Source organism: Methylophaga sp. OBS1, assembly GCF_026319365.1.
The window spans coordinates 39,031-56,234 of the sequence record NZ_JAPDMS010000004.1 but is presented as its reverse complement, the minus strand read 5'-3'; the positions used below and the strand labels follow the sequence as shown (position 1 = coordinate 56,234).

The window sequence follows — 17,204 nt, the reverse complement described above, 5'->3', positions numbered from 1 at the left end:
TATGAAACAACTCGAATATCCCATTTTTCTTGGCTCGGAAATCGACCAGCCAGCGCCCGATAAAGCGATGTTTCATGTACTGCCGGTCCCGTTTGAGAAAACCGTCTCTTACGGTGGCGGCACCGGTCTGGGACCCTCATCGATTCTGGAAGCCTCATGGCAACTGGAAGAGTGGGACGGTTACAGCAAGCCCTGTGATGCCGGTATTTACACCTGTGAGCCGGTTGACTGTAGTGTCGATGCCAAACAGGTTATCGACAACATCGCTACGGCTACTGCCAATATCGTTCGTCAGGGCGCGATGCCCGTGGTGCTGGGCGGCGAACACACCGTCACTTATGGCGTGATCAAAGGCCTGGTTGATGCCGGCATAAGCGATTTCGGCGTGGTACAGATTGATGCCCATGCTGATTTACGTCAGGCCTATGAAGGCGATTTGCTGAGTCATGCCTCGGTGATGAAGCGGGTGGTGGATATGGGCATTCCGCTTTACCAGCTGGGTATCCGTGCATTCTGCGAGGAAGAAATGGGCTTTCGCGAGGAGTTCGGTGTGCATTTCAAAGATGCTGATGAACTGGTGCAGAACAATATTCAGAGCATCACATTGCCGGATGATTTTCCGCAGAAAGTCTTTTTTACTGTTGATATCGATGGACTGGATCCCTCCGTGTTTCCCTCCACCGGCACGCCGGTGCCAGGCGGGTTGGGCTGGTATCAGACGCTGAATCTGTTCGAATCCGTCGCCAAACAACGCGAGATCATCGGCTTTGATGTAATGGAGTTTGCGCCGATTGAAGGCTTTCATGCGTATGATTTCGCTGCCTCCATGCTGACCTACAAACTGATGGGTATCGTCCAGCGCAATCAGCGTTGATTCTGATAAAAGTAACCACAGAGTCACAAAGGACATAGAGGAATTTATTAAGCCAGTCATTGCGAGGCCCAAGCCGAAGCAATCCAGTCCCGGATTGGTTTAACCTTCCTTGCGTTTTATCCTCAACAGCACTTCCGAGTGTCCGCGGCCGGATTCTCTCTGTGACCTCTGTGCCTCCGTGGTGAAACAAATGTGTTTAATCAATATTTATGCTTTTCATTGAAGCGTTTACGGGCTAAAATCCGCCGTTTTTTCTGTGCGGAATTTTGACCATGAACCAAGCCACTATAAAACTGCTGCAAGACTACTACGATGCCTTTAACCGTCAGGATATGGATGCTTTCCTGGCCATGCTGACTGACGACGTGATCCATGACGTTAACCAGAGCGGTCGTGAAGTCGGTAAGGAAGCTTTCTCCAAGTTCATGGACCGCATGAACGCGCATTACAAAGAGCAAATCGTTGATATTTCCATCACCACCAATGATGAAGGTGATCGCGCTGCGGTTGAATTCACTGTATTGGGTGAATACCTGTCAACTGACGAAGGCTTGCCTGAAGCTGCCGGTCAGACTTACCGTCTGCCTGCCGGTGCCTTTTTTGTGATTCGTGACGGCAAAGTCGCCCGTATCACCAACTACTACAACCTGGAAGACTGGATCGCCCAAGTCGCAGGTTAAACTGCTGCGTCTTTTTCCGCGATGGTGTCGGATTCAAACTAAAGTGCTCACTGACATCATGTCAAAGCCATTCTTAGTTTGAATCCGCTTTAGCCTGAGGAAAAATCTTCACAGCATAAAACGACGATTGGAATGACAATGCTGAAACTGGAACGACTCTCCGGCGATAAGCTGAACCAATATATTCCGGAGCTTGCCCGGCTCCGGATTCAGGTGTTTCGTGACTGGCCCTATCTCTACGACGGCGATCTGGCCTACGAAGAAAAGTATCTGCAAACCTATATTGAAGCCCCTGACAGCGTGATCGTGCTGGCTTTTGATGGTGATAAAGTGGTGGGTGCCTCAACCGGCATCCCGCTTAAGCATGAAACGGAAGAGGTCAAAGCGCCCTTTATCGCTGCCGACTATGATGTCGACAAGATTTTCTACTGCGGTGAATCGGTCTTATTGCCGGAATACCGCGGGCAGGGGGCCGGTGTCGCTTTCTTCGATCATCGTGAAGATCATGCGCAGGAAATCGGCGGTTTTGAGTACAGCTGCTTCTGCGGTGTGCAGCGTCCTGAAAACCACCCGAGACGACCGGCCGATTACGTGCCGCTGGATAATTTCTGGCGCAAGCGCGGTTATGAAAAATATGATGATCTCAACACGACTTTCAGTTGGAAAGAACTGGATGAAACGGATGAGTCGCCCAAGCCGATGACTTTCTGGATGAAGAAAATTTAATGAGCAAAGTAAAAGCAGCCGTCGCACAGTACGACATCGGCTTTTTCCAGGATTGGAGCGAGTTTGAAACCAAGCTCACTCACTGGGTCAAACAGGCAGCCACGCATCAGGCCAAATTGCTGGTGTTTCCCGAATACGGCAGCATGGAGCTGGCGTCTTTGTTCGGTGAAGGAGTCTACAAGGATTTGGGTAAACAGCTGCACTCAATGCAGGAAATTTATCAGGATTACGAAGCGCTGCATATCGAGCTGGCGCGTCAGTTTGATGTGATGATTCTGGCCAGCAGCTTCCCGGTCCTGCAGGAAGACGGCACATTCCGTAACCGTGCCAACCTCTATGGCGTGGAGGGACTTATTGACTTCCAGGATAAGCTGATCATGACCCGCTTTGAGAATGAGCAGTGGCTGATTCACGCAGGTCAGGATATCAAGGTGATCGATACGGATATCGGCCGACTGGGCATTAATATCTGCTATGACACCGAGTTTCCCATGATTGCCCATCAGCAGGTTCAGGCCGGTGCCGATGTGATTCTGGCACCCAGCTGCACTGACACCCAGGCTGGTTTTTACCGGGTCCGTATCGGCTGTCAGGCACGGGCACTGGAAAACCAGTGTTATGTGCTGCAGTCCCCCACTTTCGGTAATGCTGAATGGTCGGAAGCGGTCGATTTCAACACCGGTCGTGCCAGTGTCTATACCCCGGTCGATTATGGTTTTCCGGATAACGGCATTCTGGCCGAGGGTAGTGCAGAGACTGCCCAGTGGGTCTATGCTGATTTGGACCTGACCGAAATAGCCCGCGTACGTCAGGCCGGGCAGGTGTTTAATTATCGTGACTGGCCCTTGCAAAACAAGCTCCGGGGCCCCAACTAGTATTTATGAGCTGAAACGCCATCATTGATGGCGTTTTTTTTCGTCTGCTGCAAAAGCCACAATAGCTGTATGGATGAAGCCGTCGCAGCCAGCCGTTAGAATAAGGGGTATCTCAAAAACACAGTGCACGCGCTGAACAGACAGGAGTGATGAATGTTAGATAAAAACCAAGTTCAGGAAATCATCAATGATTTTGTGGACCCCGCCACCGAAATCAAGCTCGGTGAGACCAAACCAGGCATCAAAGTGGAGCAGGAGGGCGATAAACAGGTAGTTACTGTCACCCTTGGTTATCCGGTCAAAGGCTATGCGACTGAACTTCAGCAACAACTGGCAGACAAGCTGAATGCTGCCGGCGCAGACGGTGTCAGCGTCAAAGTTGACACCAAAGTCATCAAACACAAAGTCCAGCAGGGTGTACCCGCGCTGGAAAACGTCAAAAACATTATCGCGGTTGCTTCCGGTAAAGGCGGCGTCGGTAAATCCACCACCGCGGTAAATCTGGCACTGGCACTCGCGGCTGAAGGCGCCACCGTCGGCGTGCTGGATGCTGATATTTATGGTCCCAGCCAGCCACGTATGCTGGGTACCACCAAACGTCCGGAATCAACGGACGGTAAAACCATTGAACCGATTGAAAGCTATGGCGTACAGAGCATGTCAATTGGTTTTCTGATTGATGAAGAAGAGCCGATGATCTGGCGCGGACCGATGGTGACCCAGGCGCTTCAGCAAATGCTGGGCGACACTAACTGGAAACAACTGGATTATCTGGTGATTGACCTGCCACCGGGCACCGGTGATATTCAGTTGACGCTGTCGCAGAAAGTCCCGGTCAGCGGGGCCTTGATTGTCACCACGCCACAGGATATTTCGCTGCTGGATGCCCGCAAAGCCTACAAGATGTTTGAAAAGGTTAAAGTGCCAGTGCTGGGTGTGGTGGAAAATATGAGTACCCATATCTGCAGCCAGTGTGGTCACGAAGAGCACATCTTCGGTAGCGGCGGCGGTCAGAATATGGCTGATCAATATGGCATCAACCTGCTGGGTAGTCTGCCTCTGAATATCCGCATCCGTGAAGATGCCGATGGTGGCCAGCCAAGCGTTGTGACTGATCCTGAAGGGGATATCGCCATGGCCTATCGCCATATTGCCCGTCGTCTCGCAGCAAGATTGGCGATGCAGGGTAAGAACTATGCCGCAGCCTTCCCCAATATCGTCGTTAAAAACGATTAGTATTTTGCTCATCCGCAGATTGAGTGTGAATCAAGGAAAAGCAGAGAAATAAAGAACCACAGAGACACAGAGGGCACAGAGATGTTTTTGTGATTTGGAGGCCTCAGGCCGTGGCAGTCCAGTCCCCGCGGGGACTGGTTCCATCCAACACTGGCTATTCGCACGACTGACAACATTTCTCTCTGTGTCTCCGTGCCTTTTTGCTTATTTAATAATCTGCGATAATCCGTGTCATCTTCGGATAAGCTAAACGACTTCAGTCAAGTCGTAAAATAACGTTATCATTATCCTTTTTATGCAAGGCTAAGCGGCTCACTATGATCAAATCGGACAAATGGATTCGCCGGATGGCGGAGCAGGGCATGATCTCACCCTTTGAACCGGGTCAGATCCGTTATCACAACGATAACCGTATCATTTCCTATGGCACCTCCAGCTACGGTTATGACGTTCGTTGCTCCAATGAGTTCAAGATATTCACCAATATCAACTCGGCGATTGTGGATCCGAAAAACTTCGATGAGAGCAGCTTCGTGGATGTCACTTCTGATGTCTGTATCATCCCGCCTAACTCTTTCGCTCTGGCACGCACTGTGGAGACCTTCAAAATTCCGCGTAATGTCCTGACTGTCTGTCTGGGCAAATCAACTTATGCCCGCTGCGGCATTATTGTTAACGTCACGCCACTGGAGCCCGAGTGGGAAGGCCAGGTGACGCTGGAGTTCTCCAATACCACGCCCTTGCCAGCCAAGATCTACGCCAATGAAGGTGTGGCACAGATGCTGTTCTTCGAGTCTGATGAAGTCTGCGAAATTTCCTATGCCGACCGCGGTGGTAAATACCAGGGGCAGGCCGGCGTCACTTTGCCGCGGTCCTGATTCAGGGGCATGGTAAACAGGCACCCCATCGCAACATTTTTCAGGCTGTTTCTGGCCAGTGCACTGTTGGTGGCATGCAACAGTGAAAAGGCACCTATAGAGTCATGGCAGCATAGCCAGTACGGCAATTACGCTGCGGCTTTTTCACCAGACAAACGTTATGCTCTGGTCGGTGATATTGATTTGCCTGCCAAACTCTGGGATATCGAAGCGAGCAAAATCCGCTATACCTGGCAGAATCAGCCGGGTGAAGCCAGCACCGCGACCGATGTGGCTTTCTCACCAGACGGCACGGTAGCTGCCACCTGTGAGTCCAACACCGTGGTGCTCTGGAGCATGGCAGACGGCAAACCGATTAGCCGACTGCAATTTCCAACCACGGTCAAGGATATGGCGCTGGCAGCCAATGGCTCCCACCTGCTGCTGGCCCTGCAGGACCGCACAGCCGTCTATTTTGATGTCAGGGCCAACCAGGTACGCCAGATATTTGAACACGACGGTACCCCGGTTAACTCCCCGATAAACCAGCTCATCAATGCTGTCGCCTTATCCAGCAATGGCAGACTGGCTTTAACCGGTGGTGACGATCAGACCGCCCGGCTCTGGGATTTACAAAGCGGTGAACAGCTGCGTCAGTGGAAACACGGCAATGCTGTGACGCTTGTCAGTTTCAGCCCTCAGGATGATTATGCAGTCACCAGTGCCGGCAATGATCAGACCCGTATTCGGGCTGTCGCCAATGGCAAGGAAATCGCGGTACTGACTACGTCACCGATTCCGGTGGATGGGCCATGGGGTGATTTCCCGGTATTTAAAACAACCACCACCGCGGTAGGCTATTCCAGCGATAACCGGTTTATTGTCACCGGCCATCCTAACCAGCGGATTTGCACCTGGCGTGCCAGTAACGGCGAAAACATCAGCTGCTGGCAGGCATTGCGCCGAGATGCATTAAAACCGGGGGTCGTATTGCAGGCGCTGACATTTAGTCCCGATGGACAATCCATTTACAGTGAGACTGGTAACGGTCTGGCACAGAAGTGGAGGTTTCAAGATGACTGAGCCATTACTCAAATTGGTCTTTTTCGTACCTGAGTCACACAAAGAATCGGTGAAAGCGGCTATTTTTGCCGCAGGTGCCGGGCATTATGATGGTTATGATTGCTGCAGCTGGGAAAGTCAGGGCACGGGCCAGTTCCGGCCGTTGGATGGTAGTGATCCCTTTATCGGTAAGCAGGGTGAAATTGAGCGGGTGGGTGAGTTCCGGGTTGAAACCGTTTGCCCAGCCTCTTCGATAAAAACCATCCTGCAGGCACTGATATCGGCCCACCCATACGAAACCCCGGCCTATGAAGTCTGGTCTGTAAAGACAATAGACGATTTCTGAATCAAGAGCTTAAACCATGGATACATCCGCTACTGAAATCTCGCCGAAAGTGACTTTGCTGGCTGATTACCAGCCGCCAGCCTATCTGGTTGAAGAAGTACTGCTGCAATTTAACCTCGACAGTGCTAAAACCCGCGTAGTCAGCACGCTGACGATGCGCCGCAATCCTCAAGGCCCCGGTGGCGACTGCATCCTTGATGGTGAAGAGCTGGAACTGGTCTCGGTCAAAATGAATGGCAACACACTGTCTGCCAGCCAGTATCAGCGCTCGGACAGTCAACTGTTGATTCCGAATACACCGGAAAAATTTGAACTGGAAATCACCACCGATATACATCCGGATCAGAACACGGCGCTGGAAGGGTTGTACCATTCCGGTCGTATTCTTTGCACGCAGTGTGAAGCCGAAGGTTTCCGTCGAATTACCTATTACCCGGATCGTCCCGATGTCATGTCGGTATTCACTGTCACCATTGTGGCGGATCGTGAAAAATGGCCGGTATTACTGTCCAACGGTAACCTGGAAGATCAGGGCCGCTTTGATGATGGCCGTCACTGGGTGCGCTGGCATGATCCGCATCCCAAACCCAGCTATCTATTTGCACTGGTTGCCGGTGATCTCTACGTGCAACAGGACAAATATACCACCTTGAGCGGCCGCGAAGTGGCGCTCAGAATTTATGTGGACCCGGAAAACAAGCATAAATGTGACCACGCGCTGAACTCGCTGAAACAGGCGATGGAATGGGATGAAGAAACCTACGGACGTGAATACGATCTTGATGTGTTCATGATCGTCGCCGTGAATGACTTCAACATGGGCGCGATGGAAAACAAAGGCCTCAATATTTTCAATGCGGCTTGTGTGCTGGCCAGTGCGGAGACTGCCACCGATCAGGATTTCTATACCATTCAGAGCATTGTCGGCCATGAGTATTTCCACAACTGGTCCGGTAACCGTGTCACCTGCCGTGACTGGTTCCAGCTGAGCCTTAAGGAAGGTTTCACCGTGATGCGGGATCAGAGTTTCAGTGCCGATTTAAACTCGGCTGCGGTTGCCCGTATTGATGATGTCGACAAGCTCCGCAGCATGCAGTTTGCCGAAGATGCAGGACCGATGGCTCATCCGGTCAGACCCGATTCCTATATCGAAATCAGCAACTTCTACACCGTCACCATCTACGAAAAAGGTGCCGAAGTGGTTCGCATGATCAAAACCCTGGCCGGTGAGGAGGGTTTCCGCAAAGGCTCGGATTTATATTTTGACCGTCATGACGGTCAGGCGGTGACCACCGACGATTTTGTCAAAGCGATTGAAGATGCCAACCATCTGGATTTATCTCAGTTCAGACGCTGGTATAACCAGGCCGGTACGCCGGAACTGACTGTCGAGACAGACTATGATGCCGTGGAACAGCGTCTGACGATGACTGTCAGTCAGCATTGTCCGCCCACACCGGGACAGGATAAAAAACTGCCATTTCATATTCCGTTTGCAGTGGGGCTACTGGACAAAGATGGCGACAGTTTGCCGCTGCAACTGGCGGGGGAGAGCAAACCCTATCCGGCTGATACCCGCGTTTTATCAGTGACCGAATCTACTCAGACATTTGAATTTATCAATGTCAGCAGTGAACCGCTGGCCTCAGTGCTGCGCGGTTTCTCAGCGCCGGTCAAGCTCAACCACAGACTCAGCAATCATCAGCTGGCCTTTATGATGGCGAATGACAAGGACAGCTTTAATCGCTGGGATGCAGGTCAGAAGCTGATCATCAACATCATTTTGACGCTGGTCGCCGACATACAGCAGCAGAAGCCGCTCAGCCTCTCGCCATTGCTGGTCAATCAGTTTGAGCAGGTATTAACCGACAAGAAACTGGACCCGGCACTGATTGCGAAAATGCTGACCTTGCCGACAGAGAATTACCTGGCTGCGCAGATGGAAACGCCGGATGTCGATGCCATTCATCAGGCTCGTGAATTCGTTAAGCGTCAGCTGGCAGCGGCGTTAAAAGAGCAGTTCGACCAGACTTATCAGCGTCTGAATGTTAATAAAGCTTATGAGTTCAATGCCTCGGAAATGGCGCGTCGCAGCCTCAAGAACCTGTGTCTGTCCTACCTGGTGGCCAGTGGCGATCCGTTCCAGGTGCAACGCTGCCTGCGGCAGATGAAGCAAGCCGACAATATGACTGAACTGCTGTCCGGTTTGAGGATAATGGCCGATCAGATTGGCCCGGAGCGCGAACATGCCCTGCGTGCCTTCTACGAACAGTGGAAGCACGACAAACAGGTGGTCGACAAATGGCTGGCGGTACAGGCCGCGTCCAAGCTGCCGGATACATTGATCCGGGTGAAAGGGCTGATGCAGCATGAGGCCTTTAACATCAAGAACCCGAATAATGTACGGGCACTGATTGGTATGTTCTGCCGAAATAACCCGGTTAACTTCCATGCCAAAGACGGTTCCGGTTATCAGTTTCTGGCTGATCAGATTCTGGTACTCGACAAACTCAACCCACAGGTCGCCGCGCGTATGCTCGGGGCCTTGAATTCGTGGCGTCGCTACGATAGCAAGCGTCAGGCACTGATGAAGCAGGCACTGGAGCGAATTGCAGCTGAGGAATCTTTGTCAGCCGATGTCTACGAGATTGTGACCAAGTACCTCGCTGCCTGACATGTACGAACTGCACCCGAAATTGGCCCAGGATACCTTCAGCGTCGGCGAGTATGAGCTCTCTGAGGTGCGGTTGATGAATGATACCCGCTACCCCTGGGTCATTCTGGTGCCAAGGCGGGGCAATGTACGTGAAATTCATCAGTTGACGGAAGCAGAACAGCAAAGGCTGATTTACGAGTCCAGCTTCACCTCGGAGCAGATGATGCAGCTGTTCTCAGCACAGAAAATGAACGTCGCGACCATAGGCAATGTGGTTGAGCAACTGCACCTGCATCACGTGGCCCGTTTTACTACCGATGCGACCTGGCCGCTGCCGGTATGGGGGATTGGTGAAGCTCAGGCCTATTCGGAGGTGGCAGCCAAAGCGATGCTGTCACAGCTGAGAAGAGTGCTGGATGATTTGTTGATTTAAACGATGACAGAACTGCGATTTCGCCTGCATCTGCCACGGCAAGAGGCGCTTCGTTATTACCAGGGCCAGGTAAGCACGGTCATTGTGCGTGCTCACAACGGTCAGACTATCAGTTTTCCTGCCTACCACATCCGTCCCTTCGTTGACGCTGCAGGCGTGAACGGCTTATTCCGGATACGTTTTGATGACAACCACAAGCTGCAGTCTTTGGAGCGAATTGGAACTTAGGTTTTTGTTTTAGCGCTTGCCCCCCATCCCAGCCTTCCCCCGCAAGGGGGGAAGGAGCCAGAAGCATGCTAGTGTCTAAATTATTCCCTCTCCTCTTGGGGGAGAGGGCTAGGGTGAGGGGAGAAGGTCTGAAAGAGTCCTTATGAACGTTGGACTGACTGGGCTAAATGATTCAAAATCACCTCCAAAACAGCCTCAATATCACCCAGCACCTCATGATTCCAGAATCGAATTACTACAAAACCCTGCTGTGTTAGATAGGCACTTCGGTTATCGTCGTAAGACTTATTCTGCAGGTGCTGGCTGCCATCAATTTCGATCACCAACCGCTGTTCCAGGCAGACAAAATCCACGATATAACTACCCAGGATAAATTGACGTCTGAATTTGGCGTTCAATAATTGTCGATTTCTGATCCTGCGCCAGAGTGTTTGCTCAGCCTCAGTCATATTTCGGCGGAGTTGTCGGGCACGGTGTTGACGTTCATCCATGAACATTGGCTCCTTGCCTGTGGTTGATTTGGGGGCCCCCATCCCACCCTTCCCGCACAAGGGGGAAGGAGTTAGATCCCTTGTCATTAGATGGTTAAGGTGCGGGGAATAGCTATTTTTTATCCACCTTATGCACAATCAGCTGTGTGCCTGACATCAGGTCATGCCAGCTCTGTTTATCCCTGCTGAGCCATTGCCAGAGAAAGCCCAGCCCCAGGCACAACCAGGACAAGATCGCCACTGCAAAACGAATTGTGGCCTGTTTCCATGTGATGGCGACCTGACTCTGGCCGATCAGGTACACTTTCCAGGCACGCATGCCCAGCGTCTGACCTCCATGGGTCCAGAACCAGCCATAAAAAAACAGACTGACCATCAAGAGATAAAGCAGAAATATCGGGTTGCCGGCCTGGATGGCTTCACCCTGGTTCAGCGCGACAGGAATGACTGTCGCGAGAAGCAGTGCAGAGAGCAGAAGCAGAAAATCGTAAAGCATGACCATCAGCTGTCGCAGCGGGCCGGGACGGGTGTTTGTATCTGTCATATAAAACCTGGAAAAGTCGCATTTTATTTGGGCGTTAAACCCCACTTAAAGTATCATTATCGCTTTAATTTATCTTGAATTGGGTTCCGCATGCTGCAATTGATTGGCCGTCCGGCTTTTTCTGCTTTCCGACTGGAGAAATTACTCAGCGCCATTCAGGCTGAGGTCGCTGCTGTCAGCGCGATCAGAACTGAATATCGTTACTTCGTGGAAGTTGAAGGCGAGTGTATCCTGCCTTCGCCGGAACTCAAACTGGTCGAAACCATGCTGGAAGCCAAAGTCGGTGATACTCAGCCTGAAACAGACGAGAGCTTTTTCCTGGTCACACCACGTCCGGGCACAATTTCCCCCTGGTCGAGCAAGGCCACCGATATTGCTGAAAACAGCGGTGCCAATGATGTAGAGCGCATTGAGCGCGGCGTCGCTTTTTTTGTCAAAAGCACTGCGCCGCTGTCAGCCAAAGACAGGCAAAAAGTAGCCGGTCATCTGCATGATCGCATGATCGAGTCTGTTTTTGAGAGCATTGATGACGCCGATCGCCTGTTTGTTCACGCTGCTTCCAGACCATTGGTCAGTGTCGATATTCTCAATGGCGGCCGCGAAGCCCTGGTTGCTGCCAACCAGAGCATGGGACTGGCACTTGCCGAAGATGAAATCGATTACCTGTACGACAACTTCACCATGCTCGATCGTAACCCCAATGATATTGAGCTGATGATGTTTGCCCAGGCCAACTCCGAACATTGTCGCCACAAAATCTTCCGTGCTGACTGGATCATTGATGGAGAAACGCAGCCGCATACGCTGTTTAACATGATCCGTAATACCCACGATAAAAACCCTGAGGGTGTGGTTACCGCTTATTCCGATAACTCCTCTGTTATCGAAGGGCCACGCAGTCATCGTTTCCAGGTCGATATGGCGAATGGCCAGTATCACTATGAAGGCGAACTCCAGCACATCATCATGAAGGTTGAGACCCACAACCACCCGACGGCGATTTCGCCGTTTCCCGGTGCTGCTACTGGCGCCGGCGGGGAAATTCGTGATGAGGGCGCAACCGGTCGTGGCTCCAAGCCTAAAGCCGGTCTGACCGGTTTTACCGTCTCCAACCTTGAAATTCCAGGCTTTGAACAACCCTGGGAAACACCTTATGGCAGACCGGCCCGGATGGCTTCGGCGCTGGAAATCATGACGGATGGACCATTAGGCGGCGCTGCATTTAACAACGAATTCGGTCGTCCCAACCTCTGCGGTTACTTCCGTACCTTCGAAATGCAGGTGGAGTCCAGTCAGGGCTTTGAAGTGCGAGGCTATCACAAGCCCATCATGGTCGCGGGCGGCATGGGCTCGATTCGTCCACAACATGTCAAAAAAGGCATTATGGACCCGGGCATGCAACTCATTGTACTGGGTGGCCCGGCGATGCTGATTGGCCTCGGTGGCGGCGCTGCTTCCTCGGTGGCTTCCGGCACCAGCGATGAGGGCCTCGACTTTGCCTCGGTTCAACGTGGTAACCCGGAAATGGAACGCCGCTGTCAGGAAGTCATCGATCGCTGTGTGGCCCTGGGTGACGATAACCCGATTATCGCGATTCATGATGTCGGCGCCGGTGGTCTGTCCAATGCCTTCCCTGAACTGGTCGATGACAGTGGCCGGGGTGGCCGTTTTGAACTGCGTCTGATACCGAATGATGAATCCAGTATGTCGCCGATGGAAATCTGGTGTAACGAATCTCAGGAGCGTTACGTGCTGGGCGTTCATCCGGACAGGGTCGACGAATTCCAGGCGATTTGTGACCGGGAGCGTTGCCCCTGGGCCATCGTCGGTGAAACCACCGAAGAAGAGCATCTGATGCTGGGTGACGCGGACAATGAAAACCTGCCGATTGATATGCCGCTGTCTTTGCTGTTGGGTAAACCGCCCAAAATGCTGCGTGATGTGACCCATGTTGACAAAGTCTATCCAGAGGTAGACTTTACAGGTATTTCTGCAGAGCACGCACTGGAGCGGGTGCTGAAACTGCCGGCCGTAGCCAGTAAAAACTTCCTGATCACCATTGGTGATCGCACCGTCACCGGTCTGGTCGCACGGGATCAGATGGTCGGCCCCTGGCAAGTGCCGGTTGCTGATTGTGCCGTGACCCTGGCAGATCATCACGAACTGCTGGGTGAAGCCATGGCGATGGGAGAACGTACTCCGCTGGCTCTGGTTAATGGTCCGGCATCCGGTCGTATGGCCGTGGGTGAAGCAATTACCAATATCGCTGCGGCTAAAATCGACAAGCTGAGCGATATCAAACTTTCGGCCAACTGGATGGCGCCATGTGGTCATCCGGGCGAAGATGCCATTTTGTACGACACGGTCAAAGCCGTTGGTATGGAGCTGTGTCCCGAGCTGGGTATTGCGATCCCGGTCGGCAAGGATTCGTTGTCGATGAAAACCGTCTGGGATGAAAAGGGTGAGACCAAAACAGTCACATCACCGTTGTCTCTGATTATCAGTGCCTTCGCGCCGGTGAGCGATGCCGCCAATACCAGTACGCCACAACTGCGCACTGATCTGGGCGAGACCGACCTGATTTATATCGATCTGGGCCACGGCCGCAACCGTCTGGCAGCCTCTGCTTTGGCACAGGTCTTTAAACAAATCGGCACAGAAGGCGCCGACCTGGATAATGCTGCGGATCTGAAAAATTTCTTCAACGCGATTCAGCAGCTCAAAGCTCAGAACAAAATTCTGGCTTACCATGACAGGGGTGATGGTGGTCTGGTGGTGACACTGGCTGAGATGGCTTTTGCCGGTCGCTGCGGTATCGATGTTGAACTCAACGGCATGGGCGAAGCGCTGCCGCTGCTGTTCAGTGAAGAACTGGGTGCCGTGATTCAGATTCGCCGCGAGCAGCGGGATGAGGTCATGAAACTGCTGGCTGAAAATGGTCTTGAATCTCTCTCCTTTGTGATTGGTCAAGTGACCGAAGAACAGCGCCTGCGGATCAAGGTGGATGGTGAACAGGTTATCGATCAGTCCCGTGTCACGTTGCAGCGTTTCTGGGCTGAAACCAGCTACCAGATGCAGGCACTGCGTGATAACCCGGAATGCGCCAGGCAGGAATTCGACAGCATTCTGGATGATAAGGATCCGGGCCTGTTTGCTAAATTGAGCTTTGATGTCGCGGAAAATGTGGCGGCACCGCTGATTGTCAGTGGTAAGCGTCCTAAAGTCGCTATCCTGCGGGAGCAGGGCGTCAACGGCCAGGTAGAAATGGCAGCCTCATTTGACCATGCCGGTTTCTGTGCGATCGACGTGCATATGAGTGATATCCTGGAAGGCCGGGTCAATTTGAGCGATTTTGTCGGTCTGGTTGCCTGTGGTGGTTTCTCTTATGGTGACGTACTGGGTGCCGGTCGCGGCTGGGCCAGCACGATTCTGCATAATGAGCGTGCCCGCCAGCAGTTCGCTGACTTTTTCCAGCGTCAGGATACCTTTGCGCTGGGTGTCTGTAATGGCTGTCAGATGTTGTCTCAGCTTAAAGAGCTGATTCCGGGTAGTGATCACTGGCCGCGTTTCTCGCGCAACCTGTCTGAACAATTTGAGGCCCGCTTCTCAATGGTTGAAGTGCTCGATTCTCCCTCCATCCTGCTGCAGGGTATGGCGGGTTCCATCATGCCGATTGCTGTGGCTCATGGTGAAGGTCGTGCTGATTTCAGCGAGACCGGTTCCGAGTCAGGTGCCATTGGAGCCATGCGTTTTGTTGATCACTACGGTCAAGCCACTGAAACCTATCCATTTAACCCCAATGGCTCCAAAGGCGGTTTAACGGCACTCACCACAACAGATGGTCGCGTTACGATTATGATGCCGCATCCAGAGCGGGTGACCCGGGCTGTGCAGCATTCATGGCATCCTGATAACTGGGGTAAGGAAGGTCCCTGGGCCCGATTGTTCCAGAATGCCAGACGCTGGGTGGATTAAAACGATATGATGCCTCGCAGATTCGCCCTGCGGGGCATACTGCTTTTGCTTTCATTGCTGGTGATGGGCAGTCTGATCGCTATCACCGGTGTGAAAGCGGCAACACCTTCAGTTGAACTCGCCGAGCTTGACTGGGAATACTACTGGGGAGATCTGCCTTTTCGTGATTCCCGGCCTGACTTTGATGCTGTCTCTTCCAAATGGCAACCGATAGCGTTTCCAGCGAATCCCCCCGATCGTGAGGGTCGGCAGTATGTCTGGTTCAAAACGGAACTGCCGGATGTGGCGCTTTCTGCCCCCGTTATTTTTGTTACCAGTATTAACCTTAACGTCGAAGTCTATCTCGATGATCAGATAATCTACCGTTTCGGCAAACTGGAGCAGAACAGCAAAAAGCCATTCATGGGCTGGCCCTGGCATCAGATCTCCCTGCCTGCAGCGTTCTCCAACAAGCCAATCTATTTTCGAATTTATTCCGATTACACTGACATCGGTTTATGGGGCGAAGCCAAACTGATGGAACGCTCTGACATGCTGCTGCATGTGATCAGTAGTGGCATGCACGAACTGATCGTCGCTGCATTCTCTTTACTGGTTGCTTTTGTCAGTCTGGTTTTCGCCCTGTTTCGGGGTACCAAAAAAGAGTTTTTCTACCTGGGTTTGTTTTCTCTCGCCACAGCAGGTGTGCTTATCGGAGAGAATCTGGCGATACAGCTGGTAATGCAGTGGCCATTACTGAAAACGTATCTGGCGGCAGGTTGCTATTTCGCCATGCCAATATTTATCTCCATGTTGCTTTATCACTGGTTGAACGGCGCAACTGGCAGTCGTTTGCTGAAATTTGTTGCCCAGTTTCACCTGACTTATCTGCTCCTGGCAGTCCTGTTGTCCCTGAGCGGAACTGTCGATCTCGCGCTCTTCTTCCCGGTGTTTGACGTTTTGTTTGTCATTTCACTGCTCATCATGATGCGGGTGGTGCTGCCAATGTCACGACGCGTCAACTTCTCACAGAAACTGGTACTTGCGGCGTTCACTGTCTATGCCGTTTTTCTGCTGGTAGATATGCTGGTGGCACACAGCTTCCTGCCATGGGTCGACTTTCCTATCGCCATAGGAGGGTTGTTGTTGGCGCTGGTGTTAGTGGTGATCTCAATTCGCAGTTATGTGCAGACCAACCTGGCAATAGAGCAACTGAATCAGCAACTCGAGAACAGGGTAACCGAACGCACAGCGGAACTGCACGCCTATGCGGCAACTGAGCAACAGAGGCGCATGGAGTTGGAGAGGGAGAACCGCTTTATTGCTGAACTGGAAAAGTTTAATCAGGCGCTGCAATCCTGTGAAAACCTTGAAGAAGCCAAGACCCTGATCCGTGACAAGCTTGCCGGTGTCTTTAAACCCAGCCGGGTCAATGTCACGCTGGACGGCGATAATGTCAACGCATTACCTGATGCACAGATTCGATTGCAGGCACTTGAAGGGGGAAGTCATGTACTGGCCTCGCTCACACTGGATGCGGGTGATGAAGCGCTCCCCAAAGCGAAGTTAGACGATTTTCTTCACAGAACGACACAAAGAATGACGGTGACACTGGGCAATATCAAACTGCGAGAAGATTTGCAGCGTTACTCCTTCGAAGACTCCCTGACCGGTCTTCGCAACCGCCGTTTTTTTGATGATGCGCTGGCGCGTGATATTCAGTTGGCAAAGCGTCATCAATCCCCTTTGTCCCTGTTGATTTGTGATATCGATCATTTTAAACACTTCAATGACGAGTTTGGTCATGATGCGGGAGATGCCGCTTTACAGGCCGTCGCTGACACGCTGCAGCATTATTTTCGTGAGAGTGACATTCCTTGCCGGCTCGGTGGTGAGGAATTTGTGGTGCTGATGCGGGATGCTGAACTTGAAGATGCCATCTCTAAGGCAGAGCGTTTAAGAGAAGCAATACAGTCACTGGAAATCAGTTATCGTAACGAGAAACTTTCCCACCTGACCATCTCAATTGGTGTTTCCTCATTGTCAGGACCGGACACGGATGCTGAAACGCTACTGCGGCAGGCCGATCAGGCACTCTACGCTGCCAAGCAGAGAGGGCGAAATCGCGTTGTTTCAGCGGATGATACAAAGCAGGTCCGGTCAGAAATACAGTAAAGAAAAGCGGATTCTGTGGGGCACGAAGAGGAGCGACTTTCCCTTGCTATACTGCTAAAGTTGTCAA

General features: G+C 52.1%; 15 protein-coding genes. 13 read left to right on the top strand and 2 right to left on the bottom strand.

The annotated features are described in order from the left end of the window. The first annotated feature begins 1 nt into the window (after position 1). From speB to OMQ46_RS11620, 11 genes are all read left to right on the top strand, one after another. Positions 2 to 874 carry an agmatinase gene (gene speB, locus OMQ46_RS11670; protein WP_266237129.1) on the top strand — a complete coding sequence of 291 codons (873 nt, stop codon included), beginning with the start codon at positions 2 to 4 and terminating at the stop codon, positions 872 to 874. Between the two features lie 272 nt (positions 875 to 1,146). Continuing rightward, positions 1,147 to 1,554 (top strand): ketosteroid isomerase-related protein, encoded by a 408-nt coding sequence (locus tag OMQ46_RS11665; RefSeq protein ID WP_266237127.1) that lies wholly within the window; start codon positions 1,147 to 1,149, stop codon positions 1,552 to 1,554. A gap of 138 nt (positions 1,555 to 1,692) precedes the next feature. Continuing rightward, positions 1,693 to 2,280 carry a GNAT family N-acetyltransferase gene (locus tag OMQ46_RS11660; RefSeq protein ID WP_266237126.1) on the top strand — a complete coding sequence of 196 codons (588 nt, stop codon included), beginning with the start codon at positions 1,693 to 1,695 and terminating at the stop codon, positions 2,278 to 2,280. Further along, positions 2,280 to 3,155, top strand: coding sequence for a carbon-nitrogen hydrolase family protein (locus OMQ46_RS11655; protein WP_266237125.1), 876 nt, complete (start codon positions 2,280 to 2,282; stop codon positions 3,153 to 3,155). The genes OMQ46_RS11660 and OMQ46_RS11655 overlap by 1 nt, the downstream gene beginning before the upstream one ends. A 153-nt stretch (positions 3,156 to 3,308) precedes the next feature. Then, positions 3,309 to 4,391, top strand: coding sequence for an iron-sulfur cluster carrier protein ApbC (gene apbC / locus OMQ46_RS11650; protein WP_266237124.1), 1,083 nt, complete (start codon positions 3,309 to 3,311; stop codon positions 4,389 to 4,391). Positions 4,392 to 4,708: 317 nt separating this feature from the next. Continuing rightward, positions 4,709 to 5,269, top strand: coding sequence for a dCTP deaminase (gene dcd / locus OMQ46_RS11645; RefSeq protein WP_266237122.1), 561 nt, complete (start codon positions 4,709 to 4,711; stop codon positions 5,267 to 5,269). Positions 5,270 to 5,278: 9 nt separating this feature from the next. Then, entirely contained in the window at positions 5,279 to 6,331 is a 1,053-nt protein-coding gene (locus OMQ46_RS11640) for a WD40 repeat domain-containing protein (protein WP_266237119.1), read from the top strand. After that, positions 6,324 to 6,656, top strand: a complete 333-nt coding sequence (locus OMQ46_RS11635; RefSeq protein WP_266237116.1) for a YqfO family protein — start codon at positions 6,324 to 6,326, stop codon at positions 6,654 to 6,656. Before OMQ46_RS11640 ends, OMQ46_RS11635 begins: the two co-directional genes overlap by 8 nt. 16 nt (positions 6,657 to 6,672) lie before the next feature. After that, complete coding sequence (gene pepN / locus OMQ46_RS11630; protein WP_266237114.1) at positions 6,673 to 9,330, top strand: aminopeptidase N; 2,658 nt, start codon at positions 6,673 to 6,675, stop codon at positions 9,328 to 9,330. A 1-nt stretch (position 9,331) separates the two neighbouring features. Continuing rightward, complete coding sequence (locus OMQ46_RS11625; protein ID WP_266237113.1) at positions 9,332 to 9,745, top strand: HIT domain-containing protein; 414 nt, start codon at positions 9,332 to 9,334, stop codon at positions 9,743 to 9,745. Positions 9,746 to 9,748: 3 nt separating this feature from the next. After that, on the top strand, positions 9,749 to 9,973 hold the full coding sequence (locus tag OMQ46_RS11620; RefSeq protein WP_266237112.1) for a DUF2835 domain-containing protein: 225 nt from the start codon (positions 9,749 to 9,751) through the stop codon (positions 9,971 to 9,973). Between the two features lie 140 nt (positions 9,974 to 10,113). On the opposite strand, the gene OMQ46_RS11615 is transcribed toward OMQ46_RS11620, so the two are convergent. Together OMQ46_RS11615 and OMQ46_RS11610 are read right to left on the bottom strand one after the other, a co-directional pair. Further along, positions 10,114 to 10,464, bottom strand: coding sequence for an endonuclease domain-containing protein (locus OMQ46_RS11615; protein WP_266237111.1), 351 nt, complete (start codon positions 10,462 to 10,464; stop codon positions 10,114 to 10,116). Between the two features lie 112 nt (positions 10,465 to 10,576). Further along, positions 10,577 to 11,008, bottom strand: coding sequence for an RDD family protein (locus OMQ46_RS11610; RefSeq protein ID WP_266237110.1), 432 nt, complete (start codon positions 11,006 to 11,008; stop codon positions 10,577 to 10,579). Positions 11,009 to 11,098: 90 nt separating this feature from the next. Between OMQ46_RS11610 and purL the strand changes: the two genes are divergently transcribed. Together purL and OMQ46_RS11600 are read left to right on the top strand one after the other, a co-directional pair. Further along, positions 11,099 to 14,983, top strand: coding sequence for a phosphoribosylformylglycinamidine synthase (gene purL, locus OMQ46_RS11605; RefSeq protein ID WP_266237108.1), 3,885 nt, complete (start codon positions 11,099 to 11,101; stop codon positions 14,981 to 14,983). 6 nt (positions 14,984 to 14,989) lie between these two features. Further along, a complete protein-coding gene (locus tag OMQ46_RS11600; RefSeq protein WP_266237107.1) occupies positions 14,990 to 17,137 on the top strand; it encodes a sensor domain-containing diguanylate cyclase in 2,148 nt (715 codons plus the stop codon). Positions 17,138 to 17,204 lie beyond the last annotated feature (67 nt).